Source organism: Devosia sp. ZW T5_3 (genome assembly GCF_044987315.1).
Taxonomy (GTDB): domain Bacteria; phylum Pseudomonadota; class Alphaproteobacteria; order Rhizobiales; family Devosiaceae; genus Devosia.
In genome coordinates this window covers 153,528-176,103 of record NZ_JBJDRE010000010.1, presented here as the reverse complement: position 1 = coordinate 176,103, position 22,576 = coordinate 153,528, and the positions used below count along the sequence as shown (strand labels likewise).

Annotated in this window: 26 protein-coding genes; 20 read left to right on the top strand and 6 right to left on the bottom strand. The window is 62.5% G+C overall.

Translation table 11 applies throughout. From position 1 onward, the window contains the following. Positions 1 to 47: 47 nt before the first annotated feature. Complete coding sequence (locus tag ACI3KW_RS14215) at positions 48 to 1,676, top strand: Na+/H+ antiporter (RefSeq protein WP_404848614.1); 1,629 nt, start codon at positions 48 to 50, stop codon at positions 1,674 to 1,676. Here the strand turns inward: ACI3KW_RS14215 and ACI3KW_RS14210 are convergent. Beyond that, positions 1,673 to 2,050 carry a cell division protein ZapA gene (locus ACI3KW_RS14210; RefSeq protein WP_262171760.1) on the bottom strand — a complete coding sequence of 126 codons (378 nt, stop codon included), beginning with the start codon at positions 2,048 to 2,050 and terminating at the stop codon, positions 1,673 to 1,675. The two genes, ACI3KW_RS14215 and ACI3KW_RS14210, sit on opposite strands and share 4 nt — an antisense overlap. Positions 2,051 to 2,054: 4 nt before the next feature. Then, positions 2,055 to 2,342, bottom strand: a complete 288-nt coding sequence (locus tag ACI3KW_RS14205) for a DUF4164 family protein (RefSeq protein ID WP_052153400.1) — start codon at positions 2,340 to 2,342, stop codon at positions 2,055 to 2,057. A gap of 196 nt (positions 2,343 to 2,538) precedes the next feature. On the opposite strand from ACI3KW_RS14205, the gene tkt reads away from it, so the two are divergent. The 14 genes from tkt to ACI3KW_RS14135 all read left to right on the top strand — a co-directional run bounded on the left by tkt (position 2,539) and on the right by ACI3KW_RS14135 (position 14,667). Then, positions 2,539 to 4,512 (top strand): transketolase, encoded by a 1,974-nt coding sequence (tkt, locus tag ACI3KW_RS14200; RefSeq protein ID WP_404848613.1) that lies wholly within the window; start codon positions 2,539 to 2,541, stop codon positions 4,510 to 4,512. 47 nt (positions 4,513 to 4,559) lie between these two features. Further along, positions 4,560 to 5,567, top strand: coding sequence for a type I glyceraldehyde-3-phosphate dehydrogenase (gap, locus tag ACI3KW_RS14195; RefSeq protein ID WP_404848612.1), 1,008 nt, complete (start codon positions 4,560 to 4,562; stop codon positions 5,565 to 5,567). A 111-nt stretch (positions 5,568 to 5,678) separates the two neighbouring features. Further along, positions 5,679 to 6,290 (top strand): GyrI-like domain-containing protein, encoded by a 612-nt coding sequence (locus ACI3KW_RS14190; protein ID WP_404848611.1) that lies wholly within the window; start codon positions 5,679 to 5,681, stop codon positions 6,288 to 6,290. 67 nt (positions 6,291 to 6,357) lie between these two features. Next, complete coding sequence (locus tag ACI3KW_RS14185) at positions 6,358 to 6,894, top strand: putative glycolipid-binding domain-containing protein (protein WP_404848610.1); 537 nt, start codon at positions 6,358 to 6,360, stop codon at positions 6,892 to 6,894. 66 nt (positions 6,895 to 6,960) lie between these two features. Continuing rightward, positions 6,961 to 7,251 carry a hypothetical protein gene (locus ACI3KW_RS14180; protein WP_404848609.1) on the top strand — a complete coding sequence of 97 codons (291 nt, stop codon included), beginning with the start codon at positions 6,961 to 6,963 and terminating at the stop codon, positions 7,249 to 7,251. A gap of 82 nt (positions 7,252 to 7,333) precedes the next feature. After that, the gene (locus tag ACI3KW_RS14175) at positions 7,334 to 8,536 is read left to right on the top strand and encodes a phosphoglycerate kinase (RefSeq protein ID WP_262171751.1); all 1,203 of its coding nucleotides are present in this window, start codon (positions 7,334 to 7,336) and stop codon (positions 8,534 to 8,536) included. 6 nt (positions 8,537 to 8,542) lie between these two features. Beyond that, positions 8,543 to 9,052 (top strand): GNAT family N-acetyltransferase, encoded by a 510-nt coding sequence (locus ACI3KW_RS14170; protein ID WP_404848608.1) that lies wholly within the window; start codon positions 8,543 to 8,545, stop codon positions 9,050 to 9,052. An 11-nt stretch (positions 9,053 to 9,063) separates the two neighbouring features. After that, complete coding sequence (locus tag ACI3KW_RS14165; RefSeq protein WP_404848607.1) at positions 9,064 to 9,573, top strand: GNAT family N-acetyltransferase; 510 nt, start codon at positions 9,064 to 9,066, stop codon at positions 9,571 to 9,573. Positions 9,574 to 9,679: 106 nt separating this feature from the next. Further along, complete coding sequence (locus ACI3KW_RS14160) at positions 9,680 to 10,708, top strand: class I fructose-bisphosphate aldolase (RefSeq protein ID WP_113120059.1); 1,029 nt, start codon at positions 9,680 to 9,682, stop codon at positions 10,706 to 10,708. 138 nt (positions 10,709 to 10,846) lie between these two features. Further along, positions 10,847 to 11,473: a thiamine phosphate synthase gene (locus ACI3KW_RS14155; protein ID WP_404848606.1), complete on the top strand. Its 627-nt coding sequence runs from the start codon at positions 10,847 to 10,849 to the stop codon at positions 11,471 to 11,473. Continuing rightward, the gene (locus tag ACI3KW_RS14150) at positions 11,470 to 12,564 is read left to right on the top strand and encodes a tetratricopeptide repeat protein (protein WP_404848605.1); all 1,095 of its coding nucleotides are present in this window, start codon (positions 11,470 to 11,472) and stop codon (positions 12,562 to 12,564) included. Before ACI3KW_RS14155 ends, ACI3KW_RS14150 begins: the two co-directional genes overlap by 4 nt. 194 nt (positions 12,565 to 12,758) lie before the next feature. Then, a complete protein-coding gene (efp, locus tag ACI3KW_RS14145; protein ID WP_113120056.1) occupies positions 12,759 to 13,325 on the top strand; it encodes an elongation factor P in 567 nt (188 codons plus the stop codon). Between the two features lie 2 nt (positions 13,326 to 13,327). Continuing rightward, positions 13,328 to 14,122 (top strand): inositol monophosphatase family protein, encoded by a 795-nt coding sequence (locus tag ACI3KW_RS14140; protein WP_404848604.1) that lies wholly within the window; start codon positions 13,328 to 13,330, stop codon positions 14,120 to 14,122. 74 nt (positions 14,123 to 14,196) lie between these two features. Beyond that, positions 14,197 to 14,667, top strand: a complete 471-nt coding sequence (locus tag ACI3KW_RS14135) for a group II truncated hemoglobin (protein WP_404848603.1) — start codon at positions 14,197 to 14,199, stop codon at positions 14,665 to 14,667. On the opposite strand, the gene ACI3KW_RS14130 is transcribed toward ACI3KW_RS14135, so the two are convergent. Next, positions 14,664 to 15,377 carry a DUF1868 domain-containing protein gene (locus ACI3KW_RS14130; protein WP_404848602.1) on the bottom strand — a complete coding sequence of 238 codons (714 nt, stop codon included), beginning with the start codon at positions 15,375 to 15,377 and terminating at the stop codon, positions 14,664 to 14,666. The genes ACI3KW_RS14135 and ACI3KW_RS14130 overlap by 4 nt on opposite strands. A gap of 161 nt (positions 15,378 to 15,538) precedes the next feature. Here ACI3KW_RS14130 and ACI3KW_RS14125 point away from each other — a divergent pair, with 161 nt between their 5' ends. After that, positions 15,539 to 16,525 carry a flagellar motor protein MotA gene (locus tag ACI3KW_RS14125; protein ID WP_404848601.1) on the top strand — a complete coding sequence of 329 codons (987 nt, stop codon included), beginning with the start codon at positions 15,539 to 15,541 and terminating at the stop codon, positions 16,523 to 16,525. Then, complete coding sequence (locus ACI3KW_RS14120; protein ID WP_262171739.1) at positions 16,525 to 17,550, top strand: peptidoglycan -binding protein; 1,026 nt, start codon at positions 16,525 to 16,527, stop codon at positions 17,548 to 17,550. The genes ACI3KW_RS14125 and ACI3KW_RS14120 overlap by 1 nt, the downstream gene beginning before the upstream one ends. Positions 17,551 to 17,666: 116 nt before the next feature. Here ACI3KW_RS14120 and ACI3KW_RS14115 read toward each other — a convergent pair whose 3' ends face one another. Beyond that, entirely contained in the window at positions 17,667 to 19,484 is a 1,818-nt protein-coding gene (locus ACI3KW_RS14115; RefSeq protein WP_404848600.1) for an ABC transporter ATP-binding protein, read from the bottom strand. Between the two features lie 224 nt (positions 19,485 to 19,708). Here ACI3KW_RS14115 and rpmE point away from each other — a divergent pair, with 224 nt between their 5' ends. Beyond that, the gene (rpmE, locus tag ACI3KW_RS14110; RefSeq protein WP_035100046.1) at positions 19,709 to 19,930 is read left to right on the top strand and encodes a 50S ribosomal protein L31; all 222 of its coding nucleotides are present in this window, start codon (positions 19,709 to 19,711) and stop codon (positions 19,928 to 19,930) included. 94 nt (positions 19,931 to 20,024) lie between these two features. Then, positions 20,025 to 20,345, top strand: coding sequence for a YnfA family protein (locus ACI3KW_RS14105; protein ID WP_404848599.1), 321 nt, complete (start codon positions 20,025 to 20,027; stop codon positions 20,343 to 20,345). On the opposite strand, the gene ACI3KW_RS14100 is transcribed toward ACI3KW_RS14105, so the two are convergent. Both ACI3KW_RS14100 and ACI3KW_RS14095 read right to left on the bottom strand, forming a co-directional pair. After that, positions 20,342 to 20,860: a DUF1465 family protein gene (locus tag ACI3KW_RS14100; protein ID WP_404848598.1), complete on the bottom strand. Its 519-nt coding sequence runs from the start codon at positions 20,858 to 20,860 to the stop codon at positions 20,342 to 20,344. The genes ACI3KW_RS14105 and ACI3KW_RS14100 overlap by 4 nt on opposite strands. A 308-nt stretch (positions 20,861 to 21,168) precedes the next feature. After that, a complete protein-coding gene (locus tag ACI3KW_RS14095) occupies positions 21,169 to 21,432 on the bottom strand; it encodes a DUF1192 domain-containing protein (RefSeq protein ID WP_404848597.1) in 264 nt (87 codons plus the stop codon). Here ACI3KW_RS14095 and ACI3KW_RS14090 point away from each other — a divergent pair. Next, the gene (locus ACI3KW_RS14090) at positions 21,431 to 22,444 is read left to right on the top strand and encodes a zinc-binding dehydrogenase (protein WP_404848596.1); all 1,014 of its coding nucleotides are present in this window, start codon (positions 21,431 to 21,433) and stop codon (positions 22,442 to 22,444) included. The two genes, ACI3KW_RS14095 and ACI3KW_RS14090, sit on opposite strands and share 2 nt — an antisense overlap. Positions 22,445 to 22,576 lie beyond the last annotated feature (132 nt).

The window sequence follows — 22,576 nt, the reverse complement described above, 5'->3', positions numbered from 1 at the left end:
CGGCGCAGGCGCCCCCACTATTCACGCGCTGTTGCCGGGCCCCGTACATGATCGCTCAGATTCTCATCGTCATCATCGCCGCCATAGCGGTCACGGTCTTTGCCGAGCGGCGCGATATCCAGCCGCCACTGCTAGTGGCCATGGTGGGGCTGGCCGCATCGTTCATTCCGGGCATGCCGCGGCTGGAACTGGAACCGGAGATCATTCTGGGCCTGGTGCTGCCGCCCATGCTGTTTTCGGCAGCGGCCGACTTTTCGTTTTTCAGCTTCATCAAGCGGCTCGGCTCGATCGTCAATCTGGGCGTGTTCCTCGTCGTGGCGACGACCTTTGCCGTGGCGGGCGTTGCCAGCTTCGCCATTCCCGGCATGACCTTTCCGGTCGCCCTGGTGCTGGCCGCCGTGATCGCGCCGCCCGACGCGGTCACCGCCATTACCATTGGCCGCAAGGCAGGCTTGCCCTCGGGATTAATGACGGTGCTCAAGGGCGAAAGCCTGATCAATGACGCGGCCGCGCTGACCCTCTTCGCTGCCGCCGTTGCAACGGTCGCCGGCACACCCGCCTTTATCGACAATCTGACGCTCTATTTCATCTATTCGGCCATCGTCGCCATCATTGTCGGCGTGGCTTTGGGCTGGGCCGTGCAATCCTTCCGCGTCCGGCTGAGCAATCCCTCGCTTGCCACCGTGGTTTCCGTACTCACCCCGTTCGCCGCCTATTTGCTGGCCGAAGAATTGCATGCTTCCGGCGTTATCGCCGTGGTCGCTGCCGGGTTCTCGCTGGGTCACAACGCGGCGGCGGTCAGCTATGCCGAGCGCATGCAGGAGCGCCAGTTCTGGCGCACCATCGATACCCTGCTCGAGACCTTCGTCTTTGCCTATATCGGCCTGCAATTGCGCTTCGTGATTGACGACGCCCAGGGTGCCGGCTTCGAATTGCCCGAGCTGCTGGCTATTGCCGGGCTGATCCTGCTGGCCACCATTGTGGTGCGCTTCGCCTGGATCTACGGCACCGCCGTGCTGGGCCGGCTGCGGCATCGCGGCATCGAAAAACGGCTCCAACACGTCAAGGCGCCACGCGGCCGCCGCTTCGAATTGCTCGCGCCGTTCAGTTGGAAGGAAAACTTGGTTCTGTCCTGGAATGGCATGCGCGGCGTGGTCACCTTGGCCGCTGCGGCCGGTATTCCGCTACTGACCGCCAGTGGCGAGGAATTCCCCTGGCGCGACGCCATATTGGCACTGGCCTTTCTGGTCACCATCGGCACGCTGCTGCTGCAAGGTCTCACCCTGCCCTGGCTGATCAAGAAGCTCGACGTGTCCGATCCGCGCGATGCCGAGCACGAGCAGCAGCAGCGCAATCTGGCCCGCTCACTGTCGCTGGAGGCTGCCAATAGTGCGGTGGACGATTATCTGCGCGACAATGATTCAGAGGACGACCGGCGGCTTGGCGAGATGATGCGCCGTCGCATGCCTGGCAACCAGAAGCTCGCCGGCACCGACCGCAATCTCGACCGCGCCAAAATGCTGACGCTCAGCCAGACCATGCTCGCCGCCCGCCGTAACCGGCTGATCGCAGCACGCGATGCCATGGAGCTGGACGACAGCGTGGTGCGTGAAATGCTCGAACAGATGGATCTGGAACAGGCGGTGGCCGACAATATGCAGAGCCGGATGCGCTAGCCCTGCGGCAGCGGCGCCGTTTCGTCGAGCGCAACAGCCGCCCCTTCAAGCGCCCGCGCGGCATCGCCGAGCTTGGACGCAAATTTGTGTTCCAAGGCCTCATATTCGGCGGCAACTTCCTGCCCGGCCCGCGTCAGCACGACCACTTCGGTCTCGAGCGCCTTGATCTTGCGTTCGGCCTCGGCCAACTCGTCGACGACCGCTATGCCGGCCATGACCGTCAGGCGATTGTCGCCGATTTCCCCGACTGCGCCCTTGAGCGCCTCGACCTGGCTGTTGAAGCGCTCGGCCAGCCCGATCAGGTGTTTTTGCTGGCCCTCTTCACAGGCCATGCGGTATTTACGGCCATTGATCTCGACATTGACTTCAGGCACCGGTCTACTCCGCCTTGGCCAGCACGTGCCGGACCGTTTCCATCGCCTCGACCAGGCGCCGCGACACGTCATGGGCACTGTCGTCGAGCCGCTTGGCCCGCGCCGAAGCCTTGTCAAGTTCGGTCGCTAGCCGCGCGCGCTCCTGCACCAGCCTTTGGGTATCGACCTCGATGCGGTTATGCTGGCGCATCCGCGTGCCAAGATTTTTGACGCTCTGATCCAGTCGCGCCATGGCCCGGTCGAACCGCGCCGTAGCAGCCGTCAATCCGTCTTCAAGTTCATTATCGCTCATCGCCGTCAATGCCTTTCCGGCTCATCGGGCCCCTGCCGAATCCTGCCTCAGCCATGCCGCCAATGCAACCACTGCGCCAATCGGCCGTCATTGACAGGCAATCCTAACCTGTTATGCCTCGAACCGCCTTTTGGGAGGAGGCGCCCCACGCCTCTTCTCCCCAGTTTTAGAGCAATTCAAGAGAGCGGAAGCCGCGATGACGAATACAGCCCAGCAGAACGATTTGGCCAATGCGATCCGGTCCTTGTCCATGGACGCCGTCGAAAAAGCCAATTCCGGCCATCCGGGCCTGCCCATGGGCTGCGCCGATATCGCCACTGTGCTGTTCACCAAGGTGATGAAGTTCGATCCCGCTGACAGCAAATGGGCTGACCGCGACCGCTTCATCCTCTCGGCCGGCCACGGCTCGATGCTGCTCTATTCCAGCCTCTATCTGCTCGGCTACGAAGACATGACCCTCGACCAGGTCAAGAACTTCCGCCAGCTCGGCTCTAAAACCGCTGGCCACCCCGAATATGGCCACGCCACCGGCATCGAAACCACCACTGGCCCGCTCGGCCAGGGTCTGGCCAATTCGGTCGGCTTTGCCGTCGCCGAAGCCAAGCTTGCTGCTGAATTCGGCTCCGACATCGTTGATCACCACACCTGGGTTCTCGCCGGTGACGGCTGCCTGATGGAAGGCATTTCCCAGGAAGCCATTGCTCTGGCCGGTCACCTCAAGCTCAACAAGCTGACGGTGATCTGGGACAATAACTCGATCACCATTGACGGCGCGGTCTCCAATTCCGACAGCACCGACCAGATCGCCCGCTTCAAGGCGGTACAGTGGAACACTATCGAGATCGACGGCCACGACCAGGACGCCATCGAAAAGGCGCTGCTTGCCGCTAAAAAGAGCGACAAGCCGACCCTGATCGCCGCCAAGACCACGATCGGCTTCGGCGCACCCAAAAAGGCCGGCACCGAAAAAGTGCATGGCGCTCCGCTCGGCGCCGAGGAACTGGCTGGCGCCAAGGCCGCGCTCGGCATCACCTACCCCGCATTCGAAATCCCCGCCGAAATCCTGGCCACCTGGCGCGCTGCCGGCACCCGCAGCCAGAATATTCGCGGCGAATGGCAGTCGCGCCTCGCGGCTCACCCGCAAAAGGCCGAGTTCGAACGCCGCATGAAGGGCGATCTGCCTGCCGCATTCAAACCCGCTATCGACGCCTTCAAGAAAAAGCTCGTTGAGGACAAGCCAAAGGTCGCGACCCGCAAGTCGAGCCAGATGGCGCTTGACGTGATCAACGCCATCTTGCCCGAAACCCAGGGCGGTTCGGCCGATCTGACCCACTCGAACCTGACCAACACCAAGGAAATGGTGCCGTTCCAGGCCGATAACTACCTGGGCCGCTATATGATGTACGGCATCCGCGAGCATGAAATGGCCGCGGCCATGAATGGTATCGCGCTGCATGGCGGGCTCATTCCCTATGGCGGCACGTTCATGGTCTTTACCGACTATGCCCGCCCTTCCATTCGCCTTGCTGCGCTGATGGAAGTGCGCTCGATCTATGTCATGACCCATGACTCGATTGGCCTGGGCGAAGACGGCCCGACCCACCAGCCGGTGGAACATTTGACGGCCCTCCGCGCGATTCCCAACCTCTTGGTCTTCCGCCCGGCCGATGCCGTGGAAGCGCTCGAATGCTGGCAGCTGGCGCTGGAATCGACCCATGCGCCGTCCATCTTGGCCCTGTCGCGCCAGAACCTGCCGGCCCTGCGCACCGAATATCAGGCCGAAAACCTGTCGGCTAAGGGCGCCTATGTCATTGCCGGCGACAAGAATGCTGACGTCGTGATCTTCGCCACTGGCTCGGAAGTTGCAATCGCCGTCGAGGGCCAGAAGCAGCTCGCCGAGCAAGGCATTGCCGCCAAGGTCGTGTCGGTGCCCTCGATGGAATTGCTGGCCAAGCAGTCTGATGCCTATAAGGCCGAGCTCTACGGCAATGCCAAGGCGCGCGTCGCCATCGAAGCCGGCATCGAAATGAGCTGGAGCAAGCTGCTCGGCGACAAGGGCCGCTTCATCGGCATGCATAGCTTCGGCGCTTCCGGCCCGATCGACGCGCTCTATGATCACTTTGGTATTACGGCCAAAGCCGTTGTTGAAGCCGTCACCGCACAGTTGTAAGAGAGCCCCGCCTCCCTTTTCCACCTCCCACCTTTGAGGAGCCTCCTATGGCAGTTCGCGTCGCCATCAATGGTTTTGGCCGTATCGGCCGCAATGTTCTGCGCGCCATCATCGAATCCGGCCGCACCGATATCGAAGTCGTTGCGATCAACGACCTCGGCCCGGTCGAAACCAATGCCCATCTGTTCCGCTTTGACAGCGTGCATGGCCGTTTCCCGGGCACGGTGACGGTTGATGGCGACACCATCGATGTGGGTCGCGGCCCGATCAAGGTGACTGCGGTCCGCAATCCCGAAGAGCTGCCGCATGCCGCCATGGGCGTCGACATTGCGCTCGAATGCACCGGCATCTTCACCTCCAAGGAAAAGGCCGCGCTGCATCTCAAAGCCGGCGCCAAGAAGGTGCTGATCTCGGCACCGGGCGAAGGTGCCGACCTGACCGTGGTCTATGGCATCAACCACCAGAAGCTGGCCAAGGAGCACATCATCGTCTCCAACGCCTCCTGCACCACCAATTGCCTGGCCCCGCTCGCCTATGTGCTGAACGAGACCGTCGGCATCGAAAAGGGAATGATGACCACCATCCATTCCTATACCGGTGACCAGCCGACCCTCGACACCATGCACAAGGATCTTTATCGCGGCCGCGCTGCGGCCCTGAGCCAGATCCCGACCTCGACCGGCGCTGCCAAGGCCATTGGCCTGGTGCTGCCCGAGCTCAAGGGCAAGCTGGACGGCGTCTCGATCCGCGTGCCGACCCCGAACGTGTCGCTGGTGGACTTCAAGTTCATCGCCAAGCGCAACACTACCGCCGACGAGATCAACGAAATCGTGCGCAAATATGCCGATTCCAGCCTCAGGGGCATTCTGGGCTATACCATCCACCCCAATGTCTCGATCGACTTCAATGGCGACAGCCATTCCTCAACCGTGGCGCTGGACCAGACCAAGGTGATGGACGGCAATTTCGTCGCCGTGCTCTCCTGGTACGACAATGAATGGGGCTTCTCCAACCGCATGGCCGATACCGCCGTGGCGCTGGGCAAGACGCTCTAAGCTTTCGCCTGCATTGCATTAAAGGCCCCGTCGTGATCCACGGCGGGGCCTTTGTGCTGCTGACAGCTTTTGTCATATCGATTTGTTCTGTGACGATCAGGAGGGCCTCGCATGGACAAGATCGATTTCAAGACCGAGCTGAAACATCTCTACCAGCCCGGCTCCCGGGATTTTGTCTTTGTCGACGTGCCCGCCATGAACTTCCTCATGGTCGATGGCCAGAGCGACCCCAACACAACCGAGAGCTACCGAGTGGCCGTGGAATGGCTCTATTCGGTGAGCTATGCCATGAAATTCGCCTCCAAGGACTTGGGGCAGGACTATTTCGTGCCACCGCTGGAAGGCCTGTGGTGGGCCGATAATCCCGGTGATTTTCTCGCCCGCAACAAGGCGAACTGGCACTGGATCATGATGATCATGGTGCCCGATTTCATCACCCGCACCATGTTTAACGCCGCCGTCGAGAAATCCGCTGAGAAACTGACCGAGGCGCCGGCCAGCCTGCGTCTCGAGACTTTGGACGAGGGCCGCGCCCTGCAAATCATGCATCTGGGCAGCTATGATGACGAAGGCCCGGCATTGGAGCATCTGCATGAAGTGGAAATGCCGGGGCGCGGCCTGACCTTTAATGGTCATCACCACGAAATCTATCTCAACGACCCGCGCAAGACCGCGCCCGCCAAGCTCAAGACCATCCTGCGCCAGCCGGTCAAGCCTGCCTGAGCGCTTGCCAGTGAGGTCTCCGCGCCCCTAATCTCCGCTCAAAGCCACCATTTCCCCGAGATGCCGCATGAGCCTAGACCGATCCATCCGTTGGCGTGGTCTTGATCCGGTCAGCCTTGAGCATTGCCACGTCATCTCGACCCCGCGCGACACCCGCATTCGCGGCGCCATCGTCACGCCGGCCTATGGCCTGTTCTACCGCATCAAGCTGGACGATACCGAGCAGGTCCGTACGGTGAGGCTCGAGCGCACCGATGGGGCGGTGCTGGAACTGTTTTCCGACGGCGCCGGCAATTGGTCGGATGACCGCGCCGAGCCGCTGCCCAACCTGGCGGGCTGTATCGACATCGATATCTGGCCAACCCCGCTGACCAATTCGCTGCCCATCTGGCGCGCCCAATGGACCATCGGCACGCCGCAACGCTTCGCCATGGCCTGGATCGACGGCGACGAAATGACAGTGCAGCGCAACGAGCAGATCTATACCAAGCTCGATCCCAGTCATTTCCGCTTCAAGGGCGCCAATGGCTTCGAGCGGGTGCTCGAAGTGGATGGTGATGGTCTGGTGCTCGACTATCCCGGCCTGTTTGCGCTGGCGCCCTAGCCGTCATCGCAGAGTCATCAAATCAGCCCAAAATCGACCTCGTTCATGTCGTTGGGGCGAGCAACCATGTTCCAGATTATGCGGCACATCTTTGCGGGCCTGCCGATTGCGTCGGTCCTGATCGGCTTTGCCGGGCAACCTGCCGCTCTCGTGGTGCCGCCCGCGCTCACCGCCGGGTTCGTACTGATCCGCGACCGTATCATCCGCCGCCGCGTGGGCCTTGCCGCCTGGCCCAGCGATGGCTTTGCCCGCCATGTGCTGGTTGATGACCTGGGCTGGCTGCTGTTCCTGACCTTGGCCGGCCTGCCGCTCTTCTTCATCGGCACCCTTCTGCGCGGCTTGCTCATTGCGGCCTGACACCGCAATTTTTGCCGCCCCGGCTTCCCCCTCCTCTCATGCTCTGCTACGCCACGGCTGATATTTCTCCGGAGGCCCGACTGTGACCGCAACCTTCAAGACCCTCGACGAACTCGACCTGACCAACAAGCGCGTGCTGCTGCGGGCCGACCTCAACGTCCCGGTCGCCGATGGCAAGGTTAGCGACGCCACCCGCATCGAGCGGCTGGTGCCCACCATCCGCGAAATCGTCAAGCATGACGGCAAGGCCATCCTGCTCAGCCATTTCGGCCGCCCCAAGGGCAAGGTCGATCCAGAATTCTCGCTCGAGCAGGTCTGCTCCGCCGTAGCCGACCAGACCGGCCACCCCGTCGGCTTCGTCGCCACCGACTGGAACGATGTCAGCGCCGCCAAAAAGGCGATCGACGCCGCCCCTGCCGGCTCGGTGCTGGTGCTCGAAAACACCCGCTTCCACCCCGGCGAAGAAGCCAACAATCCCGAATTGGCCCAGCGCATGGCCAGCCTTGGCGATGTCTACGTCAACGACGCCTTCTCGGCCGCCCACCGCGCTCATGCCTCCACCGAAGCGCTGGCGCATCTGCTGCCGGCGGCGGCGGGCCTGGCCATGCAGGCCGAGCTCGAAGCTCTCGAGGCAGGCCTGGGCAAGCCGAAAAAGCCGGTGGTCGCCATTGTCGGCGGCGCCAAGGTGTCTTCCAAGATCGATCTGCTGGAAAACCTCGTCACCAAGGTAGATGGCCTCGTCATCGGCGGCGGCATGGCCAATACCTTCCTGCATGCCCAGGGCCATGGTGTCGGCAAATCGCTGGCCGAAAAGGACCTGGCGGAAACTGCTTTGCGCATCATGGACAAAGCCATCGATAGCGGCTGTGCCATCATCCTGCCGATCGACGCTGTGGTTTCCTGGCATTTCAAGGCCGATAGCCCCACCCGCCTCTATGGCGTGGACGCCATCGATCCCGACGGCATGATCCTTGATATCGGCCCCTCCTCCATCGAGCGCATCACCGGCGCCATCGACGACGCCCATACCGTGGTCTGGAACGGGCCCATGGGCGCTTTCGAGATGAACCCGTTCGACGCGGGCACCGTGGCCATCGCCAAACATGTGGCCAAACGCACCCATGACGGCAAGCTGGTCTCGGTGGCCGGCGGCGGCGACACGGTTTCGGCCCTGGCCCATGCCGGCGTCAAGGACGCCTTCACCTATGTCTCCACCGCCGGCGGCGCCTTCCTCGAATGGATGGAAGGCAAGCCCCTGCCGGGCGTTGAAGCGCTGAAGAAGTAGGCAGACATGCCTCATCCGGTGGTCGCTCCGACGCTGACGACCGAACGGCTGACGCTGCGCCCACAACGGCGCAGCGACTTCGATCTGCTGGTTGCGCTCTATACGACCGATCGCTCGCGCTTCGTCGGCGGCCGCAGAGCCCCAGCCGTCGTTTGGCGGGACTTCATGAACTCGGTGGGCCATTGGCCAATCTGTGGCATGGGCGGTTGGGCGATCGACATTACGGCGAGCGGCCAATGCATTGGCGAAGTCGCCGTGTGCCAGCCTCCAGAATATCCCGAGACCGAAATCGGCTGGGTGCTGTTTGAGGGTTTCGAGCGACAAGGCTTTGCCCTCGAGGCGGCAAAAGCCGCCCGGGACTATGCGCGCCTGACGATCGTTCCGCCAAGTCTTGTGTCCTACATCGACCCCGACAACGCCCCCTCGATCAAGCTCGCTCAGCGACTGGGTGGCCAACTGGACAAGACGGCAGCAACGCCGAATGGTGATGCGTGCCTGGTGTTCCGCTATTGGTAGGAGCGCAAGCCATGCAACTGGTCAGCATTGATCATTCCGAGCTTGGCGGCGCGTTGGCAAGGCAGACCCAAGATCTGCTTGATCTGGCATTTCCCGACATGGCCGGACAATATTACCAGGGCGAGATACCCCGGAAGCTCATTCTGCTGCTGGATGATGACACGGTTGTAGGGCATCTCGCAGCCTATATCCGACAGGTGAGCGTCGGCGGAGAGCCCATGGAAATTGGAATTCTGGGCGGCGTTGCCATCGCGCCGAACTATCGCGGCAAGGGGCTGTCAAAACGTCTCATCGCAGCGGCACACCAGTTGCTGGTCAACGCCAATATTGGCTTTGCGGTGCTCTTCGCGTTCGAACCCGAACGCTATCTGTCATCGGGCTATCGCCGCATGACCACGCAAATGCGGTTCACCGAGCACGGAGAAATCAAGCAGTTCGTCTATCGCGGCGGCATGGTCGCTGAGCTTGGTGATCGACCATGGCCCGACGCCCTGCTCGATCTAAAAGGGCCCACGGTCTAGCCTTCCATACAAGATACATCTTTCGTCTAATAACCCTAGGTCTAATCGAAGCCGGCGTGACGAAAGTCTAATCTGCCACCAAGTTCACCACTTGAGGCTGATATCCATGACGAAGTCGCTTAACGCCATCGCGCAGAAATTGATGGAATCCGGCAAGGGCATCCTGGCTGCCGACGAATCCGAGGGCACCATCGGCAAGCGTTTCGCCAAGATCAACCTGCCCAATACGCTCGATCTGCGCCGCGATTATCGCGAGATGCTGTTCCGCTCGACCAATGCGATGCAGAACTACATTTCGGGCGTCATCCTGACCGAAGAGACACTCGAGCAATCGGCCGCCGATGGCACCGCATTCCGCGCCATTCTGGCCGATGCCGATGTCATTCCCGGCATCAAGGTCGATCGCGGCACCTTCCCCATGCCCGGTGATGGCGGCGAAAAGATCACCGAGGGTCTTGATGGCCTGCGCCAACGCCTCGCCCGTTATGCCACCCTAGGCGCCGGCTTTGCCAAGTGGCGCGCCGTCATCACCATCAATGACATCGCCCCCACCCGCAACAATATCCGCGCCAATGCCCATGCGCTGGCCCGCTATGCCATTCTTTGCCAGGAAGCCGGCATCGTGCCGGTGGTCGAGCCCGAAGTGGTCGGCGATGGCGAGCCGGGCAACCATTCACTGGAGCGTTGCGCGACCGTGACCGGCGAAGTGCTGGAAAACGTGTTCAAGGAACTGCGCCTCGCCGGTGTCGATCTCTCCGGCATGCTGCTCAAGCCCAATATGGTGTTGCCCGGCATCAATTCGCGCGATCGCCCTTCGGTTGAGGACGTTGCCAAGCGTACGGTCGAAGTGCTGCGCGAGCATGTGCCCGCCGCCGTCCCCGGCATTGCGTTCCTCTCAGGTGGGCAGACCGACGAAGAAGCCACCGCGCATCTGTCGGCCATGAACCGGATCCCTGGCAAGCCCTGGCCGATGACCTTCTCCTATGGCCGTGCGCTGCAGAACGTTGCCCTGCGCACCTGGGCCGGCCGCCGCGAGAATTTCCCCCAGGCCCAGGCCGCCTTCAGCCACCGCGCCCATATGAACTCCCTGGCGGCGCTGGGCACCTGGACGGGCGAGCTGGACCGCGCCGCCTGACATAAAGTTCCCTGCGACGTTCTCCCAGTCGCATCCGAAATGCGCGCCTCCCTCCCGGGGCGCGCATTTTCTTTGCGCGAGCCCTGCCACTTCGCCTATTGCAAGAGCCGTCCCTTTTGTCGCCAAAATGGCGATCTATTGAGCACGCGCGTCGAGTATCCGGAAGCCATGGCCCCTCAGCTTTATCTCATCACCCCCGCTGCCGCCGATCCGGAAAGCTTTCCCGCTCTCCTGATGAGCGTATTGAGCGCTGCCGAAATCTCCGCGCTGCTGGTGCGCCGGGGCGACTTGGCCGATGCGGCTTATGCCGCGCTGGCCGGCAAGATTGTCAATATCGGCCAGGGCGCCGGTTGCGCGGTCTTGCTGGAAAACGACACGGCGCTGGCCAAAAAGCTTGGTGCCGATGGTGTGCATGTCACGACCGGCAGCAAGGACACCAAGGCCGCCATCGCAGCGCTCAAGCCCGCCGCCATTGTGGGCGCCGGCAATATCAACAGCCGGCATGACGCCATGACCATGGGCGAGCTCGACGTCGACTACGTGTTTTTCGGTCCGTTCCACGGTCAGGCCGACGCCACTGCGGCCGATCTGGCGCAATGGTGGGCCGAGACCTTCGAAATTCCCGCCGTGTTCAGCGATCCGGCGGCGACCAGCGGGCTGCATCACGGCGCCGAATTCCTCGCGCTTTCGGACTCCATCTGGTCCGCCCCTTCTCCGGCCGCCGCCATTGCCGCGATCGCCGCTTCGTTCGAGGAAACTGCATGACCCGGCTGCTCCCCGCCATCGCCCTGCTGCTGGCGCTCGCCCCCCTGCCCGCCCTAGCGCAGGACGAAGCGGCCGAGGCCATCAGCAGCGAGGTCTTCGGCCCGCGCGCCAATGTGGACTATGCCTTTGGCGCATTTCAGCGCGGCTATTTCCTGACGGCGCTCGAATATGCCCTGCCGCGTGCGGAAAAGGGCGATGCCGCCGCCCAGACGCTGATCGCCGAAATCTACGCCAAGGGCCTGGGCGTGACGCAGAATGATGAAAGCGCCGCCAGCTGGTATCAGCTGGCCGCCAATAATGGCGGCGTGCTCGCCATGTTCGAGCTAGCGCTCTACTATCAGGACGGCATTGGCGTACCCAAGAACCGCGCGCGCGCCGCCGATCTGTTCAAGAAATCCGCCGAGGGCGGCTATATTCCGGCCAAGTACAACCTGGCTTTGCTGCATGTCGAAGGCATCTATGCCTCGCCCAGCCTCACGGAAGCGGCAAGCCTGATGAAGGAAGCCGCCGACGCCGAATTGCCCGAGGCGCAATATGACTACGGCACCATGCTGATCGAAGGCGCGGGCCTGGCACCCAACGAGGCCGAAGGCGCCAAATATGTCAAGCTGGCGGCCGAGCAGGACCTGATCGCCGCCCAGATCGATTACGCTACCTTGCTCTATCTCGGCCAGGGCGTGGAAAAGAATGTCGAGGAAGCAGCTAGCTGGTATCAGCGCGCTGCCGAGGCGGGCAACGCCGTGGCGCAGAACCGCTATGCCAAGCTGCTCGCGGTGGGCGAAGGCGTGCCGCTCAGCCTCGAGGACGCGGCCATGTGGCGCGCTTTGGCGCGGCGCCAAGGGCTGTCCGACCCATCGCTCGACCGGCTGCTGGTCTCCATCCCCAGCGATCAATTGGCCAAGGCCGAGGAGCGCGCCCGCTTCTGGCCCTCTACCCCGCCAACCGCAGAAACCATCGCCACCATTCCCACCACCACGCCGGCGCCGCAGGATGGTCCGCCGGTGCTGCCGGCACCGACCGACCCGAACGAGGCCCCTGCCGCGCCGGCCGAGCAAAGCAGCGATCCGGCACCCCAACCGCAAAACCCTTGAACCTTTGGGCATTCTGGGGCAATAAGCCCGCCACACACGGGTTAAGCGCAGCGGGTCGTCATTCGGCCTCATGATGAGCCTGTCGAAACCCTGATCGAACGGGCATGGCGCGCGGATCCGGCATTTCGGCAAGCCCAGGATGAGGTTTGTTGCCAGCCGGCCCCGTCGCCCCACAGCGAGAAAAGACTTTCTTCATGGCCAAGATCAACGGCAACGAAATCCGCCCCGGCAATGTCGTCAACCACCAGGACCGGCTCTGGGTCGCGGTCAAGGTCGATCACGTCAAGCCCGGCAAGGGCGGCGCCTACGCCCAGGTCGAACTCAAGGCCATCCTTGGCGGCACCAAGCTCAACGAGCGTTTCCGTTCGGCGGAAACCGTGGAAACCGTCGAACTCGAATTCCGCGACTTTACCTATCTTTACGAGCAGGGCGACAGCCTCGTATTCATGGATCAGGACAGCTACGAGCAGGTCGAACTGGCCAAGGACTTCGTCGGCGAGCGCGCCGCGTTCCTGCAGGACGGCATGAAGATCACCCTCGAAATGCACGAGGAAACCCCGCTCGGCATCAAGTTCCCGGCCAACGTCATTCTCGAAGTCACCGAAGTCGATCCGGTGCAGAAGGGCCAGAGCGTCTCCAGCCAGTTCAAGCCGGCGATCATGTCGAATGGCCTCAAGGTCATGGTGCCGCCCTTCATTGCCGTGGGCGAACGCATCGTCGTCGACACCACCGAAGCCACTTACATGCGCCGGGCAGACTGATCATGGCACGTTCCGCAATTCTCAATGTCATGGTTTCAGCCGCGATCAAGGCTGGCCGTTCGCTGACCAAGGACTTTGCCGAGGTCGAAAACCTGCAGGTTTCCCGCAAAGGACCGGCCGATTTCGTCTCCAAGGCGGATCTGCGCGCCGAGCAGATCGTGTTCGACGAACTCAAGAAGGCCCGCCCCACCTATGCCTTCCTGATGGAAGAAGGCGGGGAAGTCACCGGCACCGATGGCCAACACCGCTGGATCATCGACCCGCTCGATGGCACCACCAATTTCCTGCACTCGATCCCGCTCTTTGCCGTTGCCATCGCGCTGGAACGCGCCAATGAGATCGTGGCCTCGGTGATCTACAATCCCGTGCTGGACGAGCTCTACACCGCCGAAAAGGGCGGCGGCACCTGGGTCAACGACCGTCGCCGCCTGCGCATTGGCGGCCGCCGTCATCTGGCCGATGCCGTGGTCTGCACTGGTATCAAGACCCAGGGCACGGCCAATGACAGCCTGCAGCTGCGCCAGCTGGCCGCCATCAATCCCGCCGTGGCCGGCATCCGCCGCTCCGGCTCGATTTCCATGGACTTGGCCTGGCTCGCTGCCGGCCGCTATGACGCGGTCTGGGAAGCCGGGCTCGCCCCCTGGGACGTCGCGCCGGGCCTGCTGATGGTCAAGGAAGCCGGCGGCACTATTTCGGACTTTGCCGGCAGCCCCGGCTCGGTCTGGAATGGTCAGGTCGTGGCCGGCAATGAAGCCCTGCATGCCGCGCTGCTGAAGCAACTCAGGCGGATCCAGTAACGACGAATCCGCAGCGGCCCAGGCTTGCATCTTGCCCGGCCGCTGCGCATCTATGCTGCCGGAGGCGTTTTCCCATGGCAGTGCCCACGCTCTATGACTGGATCGGCGGCATCGAGCCGTTGCGCCGTCTGACCGCCGAATTCTACCGCCGCGTGCCCGATGATCCGGTGCTGGCGCCGGTATTCGCCCATATGGCGGCCGACCACCCCGAACATGTCGCGCTGTTTCTCGCCGAAGTGCTGGGCGGCCCTGCGCTTTATTCACGCGAACATGGCGGCCATCCCGAAATGGTGCGCCATCATCTGGGACGGCATCTGAGCGAGGTGATGCGGCGGCGCTGGATTGGCCTGCTGCTCGATACCTATACCGATCTGGGCCTGCCGGCCGATCCCGAATTTGCTTCGGCGCTGGTTGGCTATCTCGAATGGGGATCGCGGCTGGCGGTCATCAATTCGGCGCCCGGCGCGACCGTGTCCGAACAGGCACCAATGCCCAAATGGGGCTGGGGTGAAACTGGCGGTCCCTATATTCCCAAAGCCGACTAACCGAGTGGCAGCAGCTCCTCGAACCAGTTCATATCCTCAAAGCTGCAGAAGGCCGGCGTGCGCAATTCCAGCACCGGCGCCTGCACACGGATCATGGCCAAGGCATCGTCCAACATATCCTGCCAGCCGGGCAGCGCCGCCTCGTCGAACCAGTCGATCAGATAGGCGAAGGTGATGTGGAATTCGTAGCTGTCGTGATCGGGATGCCGATAGCCCAACAGCGCCGCCAGATCATTGCGCCAGCCGGCCATGGCGCGCCGATCGGCTTCGGTAATCCCCTGCACCGCCAGCCCCGTGGGCAGCGCCCGGACGGCTTCCACCGCGAATGCCGTCCCGCCCGCATAGGGCGCCAGCCGCTCCAGCATCAGCTCGGTCATCGTATCGACGGACGTATCGGGCGACACGCCCATCGGCCAATAGGTCGGCTCGCGGCGGGTTTCGATAATGCCCTGGAACAGCGTCATATGCAGGCTCTCCGCCGCCGTAAAGGCCAGCTGGCGCGCTTCGGGCATGTCTAGATAATGCTGCCGCGCCGCACGCAGGACGCGCTCGGTATCCGAACCCTCCTGCAGATGACACACCACGGTATTGCCCCGCTCAGGCAGGAAAATGCCGTCCTTGTTGTAGCGCTGGCCCAGATGGCGCGGCGCGGCGGGACGGTGGGTGCGGGAAAATGCCTGTAGATCGGGCGAGATCATGGCCATGGACATGGCGGGGCTCCGGATAAGGTTTGCTGGGCACAGCGCTATCCGCCCTAAACGAAACCTCTGTGACAGCGATGCCAACACACAAACCTTTGTCATTGCCCTGCCACGCTGCACTGACTAGTCTTGGCAGTGATTTGCGCGCATGAGGCAAGGTTCCGGCAAAGATGACGCAAGGCTACGATCCATACCATCTCGCCAGCCCGACTGTTTACCTCATCAAGATCGTGATTTTTCTGGTGCTGGTGGCGCTGGTGGGGGCGATCCTGTTCACCACGATCGTCACCTTCTTCTGGGCCAATCCGTTCATCAATTCGATGATCTTCCTGGCCTTGTTCGTCGGCATTTTCCTCAGCTTCCGCCAGATATTCCGCCTGTTTCCCGAGGTGAAATGGGTCAATTCGCTGCAGGACGGTAATGTCACCAATGTGCGCCCGCCCGTGCTGCTGGCGCCCGTCGCGGGCCTGCTGCGCGAGCGGATCGGGGAAGCGATCATCACGCCTTCCTCCATGCGCTCGATCCTGGACAGCGTGGGTAACCGGCTCGATGAAGCCAAGGATACCTCGCGCTACCTGACCGGCCTTCTGGTGTTTCTGGGCCTGATGGGCACGTTTTACGGCCTGCTCGAAACCGTCAGCAGCGTCGCTGGCGTGATCAATTCGCTCGACGTGACCAATGGCGATAGCGCCGCGCAATTCTCAAGCCTGCGCGAGGGCCTGTCGGCCCCGCTGGCCGGCATGGGCACCGCGTTCTCCTCCTCGCTGTTCGGTCTTGCCGGCTCGCTCGTGTTGGGCTTCCTCGACCTGCAGACCAGCCAGGCGCAGAACGCCTTCTATACCGACCTTGAGGACTGGATGACCTCGATGACCGAGCTAGACCATCCCGTTTCGGCCATGCAGGCCAATGCGGGTGGCCCCGAAATGCAGGCCATGTTCGACAAGCTCGGCAGCTCGATGCAGAACCAGAATTCCTCCCAGAACGCCATCCGCGCCATGGCCGAACTGGCGCGCGGCATTGACGGGCTGGTCAAGCATATCCGCACCGAGCAGGACGATCTGCGCAAGCATATTGCCGACCAGGCCGAGACCAATCAGAAGCTGCGCGAGTTGATCGAGGCCGTACTGTCCCAGGCAGATAGCGAGCGGCGGAACTAATGCCAGGAGCCCGCTCCCGCCGGCGCATCGAGGCCAATTACTGGCCCGGCTTCGTGGATGCCCTCTCGAGCCTGCTGCTCGTCATCATCTTCCTGCTCTCCCTGTTCATGCTGACCCAGTTTTTCCTGGGCCAGGAATTGCAGGGCCGCGACACCGCGCTCTCCCGGCTCAATAGCCAGATTGCCGAACTGACCGACCTGCTCCAGCTCGAGCGGTCCAATTCCGATGACTTGAACTCCCAGATCGCCAATCTGACGGCCACGCTCGCCACCGCCCAATCCGACAATGCCGAGCTGACCGGCCAGCTTTCGGGCATCGGCGCGGGACTGGCGGGCAAGGACGAGACCATTGCGGGCCTGCAATCCGAGCTGGCGGACGCCCAGGACCTGTCCGACGAGGCCAATGCGCAGATCACCCTGCTCAACCAGCAATTGGCCGCGCTGCGCACCCAGATCGGCGCGTTGGAAAACGCCCTCGAAGCGTCCGAAAGCCGCGACACCGAATCGCGCACCCAGATCGCCGATCTGGGCCGCCGCCTCAATCTGGCATTGGCTCAGCGCGTGCAGGATTTGAGCCGCTATCGCTCCGACTTCTTCGGTCGCTTGCGGCAAATCCTGGAAGGTCGTGCCGATGTGCGCGTCGTCGGCGACCGTTTCGTGTTCCAATCCGAAGTGCTGTTCGATCCCGGCCAGGCCGATATCCAGCCCGGCGGCACGCCCGACCTCGATGCCTTGGCCGCGGCCATATTGCAGCTCGAAACCGAAATCCCGCCCGACATCAATTGGGTGCTGCGCATCGATGGCCACACCGACAAGCGCCCGATCTCCAATGCCCGCTTCCCCTCGAACTGGGAACTGTCAGCCGCCCGCGCCATTTCGGTGGCGCAATATCTGGTGACCAAGGGCGTCTCACCCAACCGGCTGGTCGCCGCCGGCTTCGGCGAATTCACCCCGCTCGACCCCGCGGATAATGACGAAGCCTACCGCCGCAATCGCCGGATTGAGTTCAAGCTGACCGAGGGGTGAGCCAAACCTGGGCCCCGACTTCGTCCTTCGACAGGCTCGGGATGAGGTCTACTGGTCGGTCTGCGCTCTAGAAGTAGACCTCATGGTGAGCTTGTCGAACCACGAGGTCGTGGCACCTAAGCCAGATCATCCAGCCGGAACTGCAGCCGTGCCAGTTCGGCATAGCGGCCGCCCTTGGCAACCAGTTCGTCATGGGTGCCCTGGTCGATAATGTGACCGCCATCAAGCACCAGGATCTTGTCGGCATCGCGGATGGTGGCCAGCCGGTGGGCGATCACCAGCGTGGTACGGCCCTGCATCAGATGCTCCAGCGCCTTCTGCACCAATTGCTCGCTCTGGGCGTCCAATGCACTGGTCGCCTCGTCGAGCAACAGGATCGGCGCATTCTTCAAAATCGCCCGCGCAATGGCCAGCCGCTGCTTCTGCCCGCCCGACAGCATCACCCCGCGCTCGCCGACAATGGTGTCATAGCCCAACGGCAGATCGGTGACGAAATCATGCACCAAAGCCGCCGTGGCGGCCGAGATCACTTCAGCATCGCTCGCATCGGGTTTGCCGAAGCGGATATTGTCGGCAATCGTGCCGGCAAAAATGGTCGGCTCCTGCTCGACATAGGCAAAGCGCTGCCGCAACTCGCTCAGCCGCACCTGGCGAATGTCGATACCGTCGACCAGGATGGCGCCGCTCTTGACGTCGTAAAAGCGCTGCAGCAGCGACAAAGTGGTCGACTTGCCCGAACCGGAGGCGCCCACCAGAGCCACAGTTTCCCCATGCCCCACGGTAAAGCTGAGATCGGTCAGCACATGCTCGTAGCCGCCGGTATCATAGCCGAAATTGACTTGCTCGAATGCCACGGTGCCCAGCGGCGGATTGGGCAGCGCCACCGGCTTTACCGCTTCGGTAATGCTGGGTTCGGTATCGAGGATTTCGGTCAGCCGCTCGGTGGCGCCGGCCACCGTCTGCAGGGTGCCTAGCACTTCGCTGACATTGGTCAAAGCGCCCGAGGCCATCAGCGCATAGACCAGGAACTGCGCCAGTTGGCCGGCGGTGACAGTGCCCTCGAACACCGAACGGGCGCCCCACCAGACCAGGAACACAATGGCCGCCGAGCCGAGGAAAATCACCATGCCCACCAGCACCGAACGGGCAGCGAGGCGCTTGGTTTCGGCCACATAGCTGGCTTCGCTGCGCTTGCCGTAATGGGAGGATTGCGCATCTTCCTGGGTGAAGGATTTGACCGTGCGGGTGGCGCCCAGCATTTCGGTGGCCATGGCGGACAGATCCGCCAGCGCATCCTGGGTCCGGCGCGACATGCCGCGCAGGCGGCGCGAATAGGCGATCAGCGGCAGCAGGATCAGCGGCGCAGCAATGACCACGGCAATGGTCAGCACCGGGCTGGTCAGCAGCATCATGATCAGCGCGCCGATAATGGTGACGATGGAGCGCAAAGCCAGCGTCATGCTGGAGCCCACCGCACTGCGAATCGTGGCGACGTCGCCATTGAGCCGGCTGGTCAGCTCACCCACCCGATGGGTATCAAAGAACCGGGCATCCAGCGCCAGCAGGTGCGAAAACACCGCCTGGCGCAGATCGGCCAGCACGCGCTCGCCAATGACCGAGATGAAATAAAAGCGCAGTCCGCTGGCAATGGCCATCACCAGGGCAATGGAGACGATCAGCCAGCCATAGCGACCGACATTTTCCAGGTTCTGCTCGACAAAGCCCTGATCGATCGCCCCGCCCAGCATGGCGGGAATGGCCAGCGAAGAAATCGCCGAGACGAGGAGAAAGAGAATAGCCAGGACCAGCCGCCACGGATAACGCAGCACAAAGGGCATAAGGCGCCGCAAGGGTTGCAGCTTGCGCGGATTCATATTGGGCGTTTCGAGTAGTTTTTCGGCCCCGGTCGGTGCCTGGGTCGCCTGATCTGTCATCGCTCGGATACGCCACTCTGGTGGAGTTGGGGTCCGGAAGAGCCCGGGCCGCGCTGCGGCTTCGATATAGGCGCTGCCCGAAATGCCCGCAACAGCTTTGTCCCGCGCAATTTTGCCACGCCCATACCCTTGCAGACCGGGCCTGCTTTCTGTATGAAGCCGCCAACACCAGTTTTAGATGCTCTCCGGGCGCCACGGCGCCCGTTTGATTTGAGGCGATACCGATGAAGGCTGACATCCATCCGGACTACCACACGATCACTGTGGTCATGACCGACGGCACCAAGTACGAAACCCGTTCGACCTACGGCAAGCCCGGCGATACGCTGCAGCTCGACATCGATCCCAAGACCCATCCGGCCTGGACCGGCGGCACGGGCCAGCTGCTTGACCGCGGCGGCCGCGTCTCGCGCTTCAAGGAGCGCTTCAAGGGCCTGGGCATCTAAGCCAGTCCTTCTCGGAATTCGAAAAGCCCGGCCTTGTGCCGGGTTTTTCTTTTGCCGGTAAGCCCTTATCCTGGTGCAAGATTTGGGGATTGCCATGCGCGCCTTGCTGTTTGCCGCCGCTGCCGTGTTTGAAATCGGTGGGTGCTACCTGGTCTGGCAGGCCCTGCGCCTTGGCCAAGTTTGGTATTGGGCGCCGGCTGTGGTCCTGCTGGGCCTCTTCGCCTGGTGCCTGGCTCTGACCGGAACCGACAGCGCCGGCCGGATTTTCGCGGTCTATGGCGGCATCTATATCGCCGCGTCGGTGATCTTCATGGTGATGGTCGAGCGGGTCCGGGCCGATATCTGGGATATTGCTGGTGTGCTGATCTGCCTATTGGGTGCGGCCGTGATCTATTTCGGCCCGCGCGGTGCCTAGGCCCGCCCGAACGCGGCCTTGAGACGTGCCAACTGATCGGCAATGCCATTGGCGACGCCGATATCGAGCTCGGGCAACTTGCCGCGTTCCAGCGTATCGAACTGCATCACCCGGTCGAACAGGCGGTCGCCCTTGTCGATATAATCGCGCAGAGGCGCGGGCAATTGGGCATAACCCGGCCCGCCGCGCTCGGATGGCGTGGCGGAGAATTTGACCTTCTCCTTTTCGGAGCGGGCATTTTCCTTGGTGATTTCGCCTTCGTTGACCGCGCGCTGCAGCAAGAGCCAGGAGGCCAGCTGCATCAGGCGCGTGGTCAGGCGCATCGATTCGGTGGCGTAGAGAAACGAGGCTTCGCGGCCCAGGATGCGGCTATCGCCACGGCCCTCGCCATCGAGATAGGCCGCAACCTCCTCGATCAGCGCCATGCCTTCGCGATACAGCAGGTCAAACCCGCCGGACGCCACGATGCGCGGCCCGATGGCAATCGCCCTACCCTTTTCGCTCAGTTCCGTCACGCGACCTCCTCGCTCATCGTTCCATGCTAGGCGCAAACGCTGCAAGCGTCACCCGCCACTTCGCATCAAGCTGAAAAGAGCTTTAAGAACATGAAGATAGTGACGATAAAACGGCCCTGGAAAAGAAAAAAGAGCCGTAAGAACGGCTCTCGAAGTTAACAGGGAGGCGTCAAACAGAGGGAGAAACCACTCTGAAAAATTCAGAAGAACCTGAATAATGAGAGGTTACCGCGCAAACATTAATTGCCGGTTAAAGCGTGGCGATTTCTTAACCCTGTACGTTTGCGGAGCGTTGACCGCTCCGCTGGTTAGAACTTGAACACCGCATCGGCCGCCTTGCGCGTGGCGCCGCGCGCTTCGATGGCCGCGCGCAGACGGACGATCTCGGCCTCGAGCAGCCCGATGCGTTCGCTCAATTCTTCCACCGACATGGTATCGATCGGCATGCCCACTTCGTGGCGTTTTGGCTTGCTGACTTCCTCGTCATCCATGCTCAGCCTCCTGTTGTTTACCCCATAGGATAGCGTACCGCTCTTGCCGGGCAAGATCACTTCGTCCAGCATATCGCCCATGACCCTCCCCGACAGCATGACCGTGATCGCCATCGCCAGCCCCGGCGGCCCTGAAGTCTTGACGGCACGACAGCAGGAATTGCCCCAGCTGGGCGCCAATGACGTGCTGATCCGGGTTGCGGCAGCCGGCGTCAACGGCCCCGACCTGGCCCAGCGCCGTGGCCATTACGATCCGCCGCCCGGCGCCTCACCCCTGCCCGGCCTTGAAGTCGCCGGCGAAATTGCCGCCATCGGCGCGGCGGTAACCGGCTGGCGGCTTGGCGACCGGGTGATGGCACTGACCAATGGCGGTGGCTATGCCGAATATGTGGCTGTGCCGGCCGGCCAGGTGCTGCCGGTATCAGACCAGTGGCTTTTGAGCGAGGCGGCGGCCCTGCCCGAAACCTGGTTCACCATCACCCAGACCCTGGTGATGCGCGCCGGGCTTACCGCGGGCATGAGCGTGCTGGTGCATGGCGCGGCGGGCGGCATTGGTGGAGCGGCCATCCAGATCGCGACGATTTTGGGCGCCAAGGCCATTGCCGTGGTCTCCTCGCGCGAAAAGGCGGACTATGCCCGCGAACTCGGGGCCGTGGCGGTGATCGACTATACCAGCGAGGACATCGCTGCTCGTGCATTGGCGCTAACGGACGGCAACGGCGTTGACCGCGTGGTCGATATTATCGGCGGCGCCATGGCCCAAACCAATATCGCCGCCTCGACGCGAGGCGGGCATATCGTCCAGGTCTCGACGCTGGAGGGCGGCAAGGCCGAGCTGTCACTGGGCCTGCTGATGGCCAAGCAATTGACGCTGTCGGGATCGACGCTGCGGCCACAGTCTGCGGAATTCAAGGCAAGTGTCGCGGCGCGGATCCGGACCGATTTATTGCCGGCACTGGCGGCGCCAGGATTCCGCCGGCCGCGCGTGACAAATTTTGCATTGGCGGACGCGCCAGCGGCGCATGCGGCCATGGAGGCGCGACAGCATATCGGCAAGATCGTGCTGGTGACCCCGTTTGGGGGAGCGCAGTGACGGGCGCCACATCACTATAGTTACAATCTCATTGCAGATTGGCCGAGCAAGCCATATATTAGGCATCTGTTCCCCTCAGCAATGAAGCACGAGGCGGAGCGGTCCGGAGGAATACCGGCCGCGCCACGAGGA

What these genes read in the sequence shown, in the direction of transcription:
- ACI3KW_RS14215 (WP_404848614.1), top strand. Translation starts at nt 48, where the DNA reads ATGATCGCTCAGATTCTCATCGTCATCATCGCCGCCATAGCGGTCACG.
- ACI3KW_RS14205 (WP_052153400.1), bottom strand. Translation starts at nt 2,342, where the DNA reads ATGAGCGATAATGAACTTGAAGACGGATTGACGGCTGCTACGGCGCGG.
- tkt (WP_404848613.1), top strand. Translation starts at nt 2,539, where the DNA reads ATGACGAATACAGCCCAGCAGAACGATTTGGCCAATGCGATCCGGTCC.
- gap (WP_404848612.1), top strand. Translation starts at nt 4,560, where the DNA reads ATGGCAGTTCGCGTCGCCATCAATGGTTTTGGCCGTATCGGCCGCAAT.
- ACI3KW_RS14190 (WP_404848611.1), top strand. Translation starts at nt 5,679, where the DNA reads ATGGACAAGATCGATTTCAAGACCGAGCTGAAACATCTCTACCAGCCC.
- ACI3KW_RS14185 (WP_404848610.1), top strand. Translation starts at nt 6,358, where the DNA reads ATGAGCCTAGACCGATCCATCCGTTGGCGTGGTCTTGATCCGGTCAGC.
- ACI3KW_RS14180 (WP_404848609.1), top strand. Translation starts at nt 6,961, where the DNA reads ATGTTCCAGATTATGCGGCACATCTTTGCGGGCCTGCCGATTGCGTCG.
- ACI3KW_RS14170 (WP_404848608.1), top strand. Translation starts at nt 8,543, where the DNA reads ATGCCTCATCCGGTGGTCGCTCCGACGCTGACGACCGAACGGCTGACG.
- ACI3KW_RS14165 (WP_404848607.1), top strand. Translation starts at nt 9,064, where the DNA reads ATGCAACTGGTCAGCATTGATCATTCCGAGCTTGGCGGCGCGTTGGCA.
- ACI3KW_RS14160 (WP_113120059.1), top strand. Translation starts at nt 9,680, where the DNA reads ATGACGAAGTCGCTTAACGCCATCGCGCAGAAATTGATGGAATCCGGC.
- ACI3KW_RS14150 (WP_404848605.1), top strand. Translation starts at nt 11,470, where the DNA reads ATGACCCGGCTGCTCCCCGCCATCGCCCTGCTGCTGGCGCTCGCCCCC.
- efp (WP_113120056.1), top strand. Translation starts at nt 12,759, where the DNA reads ATGGCCAAGATCAACGGCAACGAAATCCGCCCCGGCAATGTCGTCAAC.
- ACI3KW_RS14140 (WP_404848604.1), top strand. Translation starts at nt 13,328, where the DNA reads ATGGCACGTTCCGCAATTCTCAATGTCATGGTTTCAGCCGCGATCAAG.
- ACI3KW_RS14135 (WP_404848603.1), top strand. Translation starts at nt 14,197, where the DNA reads ATGGCAGTGCCCACGCTCTATGACTGGATCGGCGGCATCGAGCCGTTG.
- ACI3KW_RS14130 (WP_404848602.1), bottom strand. Translation starts at nt 15,377, where the DNA reads ATGTCCATGGCCATGATCTCGCCCGATCTACAGGCATTTTCCCGCACC.
- ACI3KW_RS14125 (WP_404848601.1), top strand. Translation starts at nt 15,539, where the DNA reads ATGACGCAAGGCTACGATCCATACCATCTCGCCAGCCCGACTGTTTAC.
- ACI3KW_RS14120 (WP_262171739.1), top strand. Translation starts at nt 16,525, where the DNA reads ATGCCAGGAGCCCGCTCCCGCCGGCGCATCGAGGCCAATTACTGGCCC.
- ACI3KW_RS14115 (WP_404848600.1), bottom strand. Translation starts at nt 19,484, where the DNA reads ATGACAGATCAGGCGACCCAGGCACCGACCGGGGCCGAAAAACTACTC.
- rpmE (WP_035100046.1), top strand. Translation starts at nt 19,709, where the DNA reads ATGAAGGCTGACATCCATCCGGACTACCACACGATCACTGTGGTCATG.
- ACI3KW_RS14105 (WP_404848599.1), top strand. Translation starts at nt 20,025, where the DNA reads ATGCGCGCCTTGCTGTTTGCCGCCGCTGCCGTGTTTGAAATCGGTGGG.
- ACI3KW_RS14090 (WP_404848596.1), top strand. Translation starts at nt 21,431, where the DNA reads ATGACCCTCCCCGACAGCATGACCGTGATCGCCATCGCCAGCCCCGGC.
- ACI3KW_RS14095 (WP_404848597.1), bottom strand. Translation starts at nt 21,432, where the DNA reads ATGGGCGATATGCTGGACGAAGTGATCTTGCCCGGCAAGAGCGGTACG.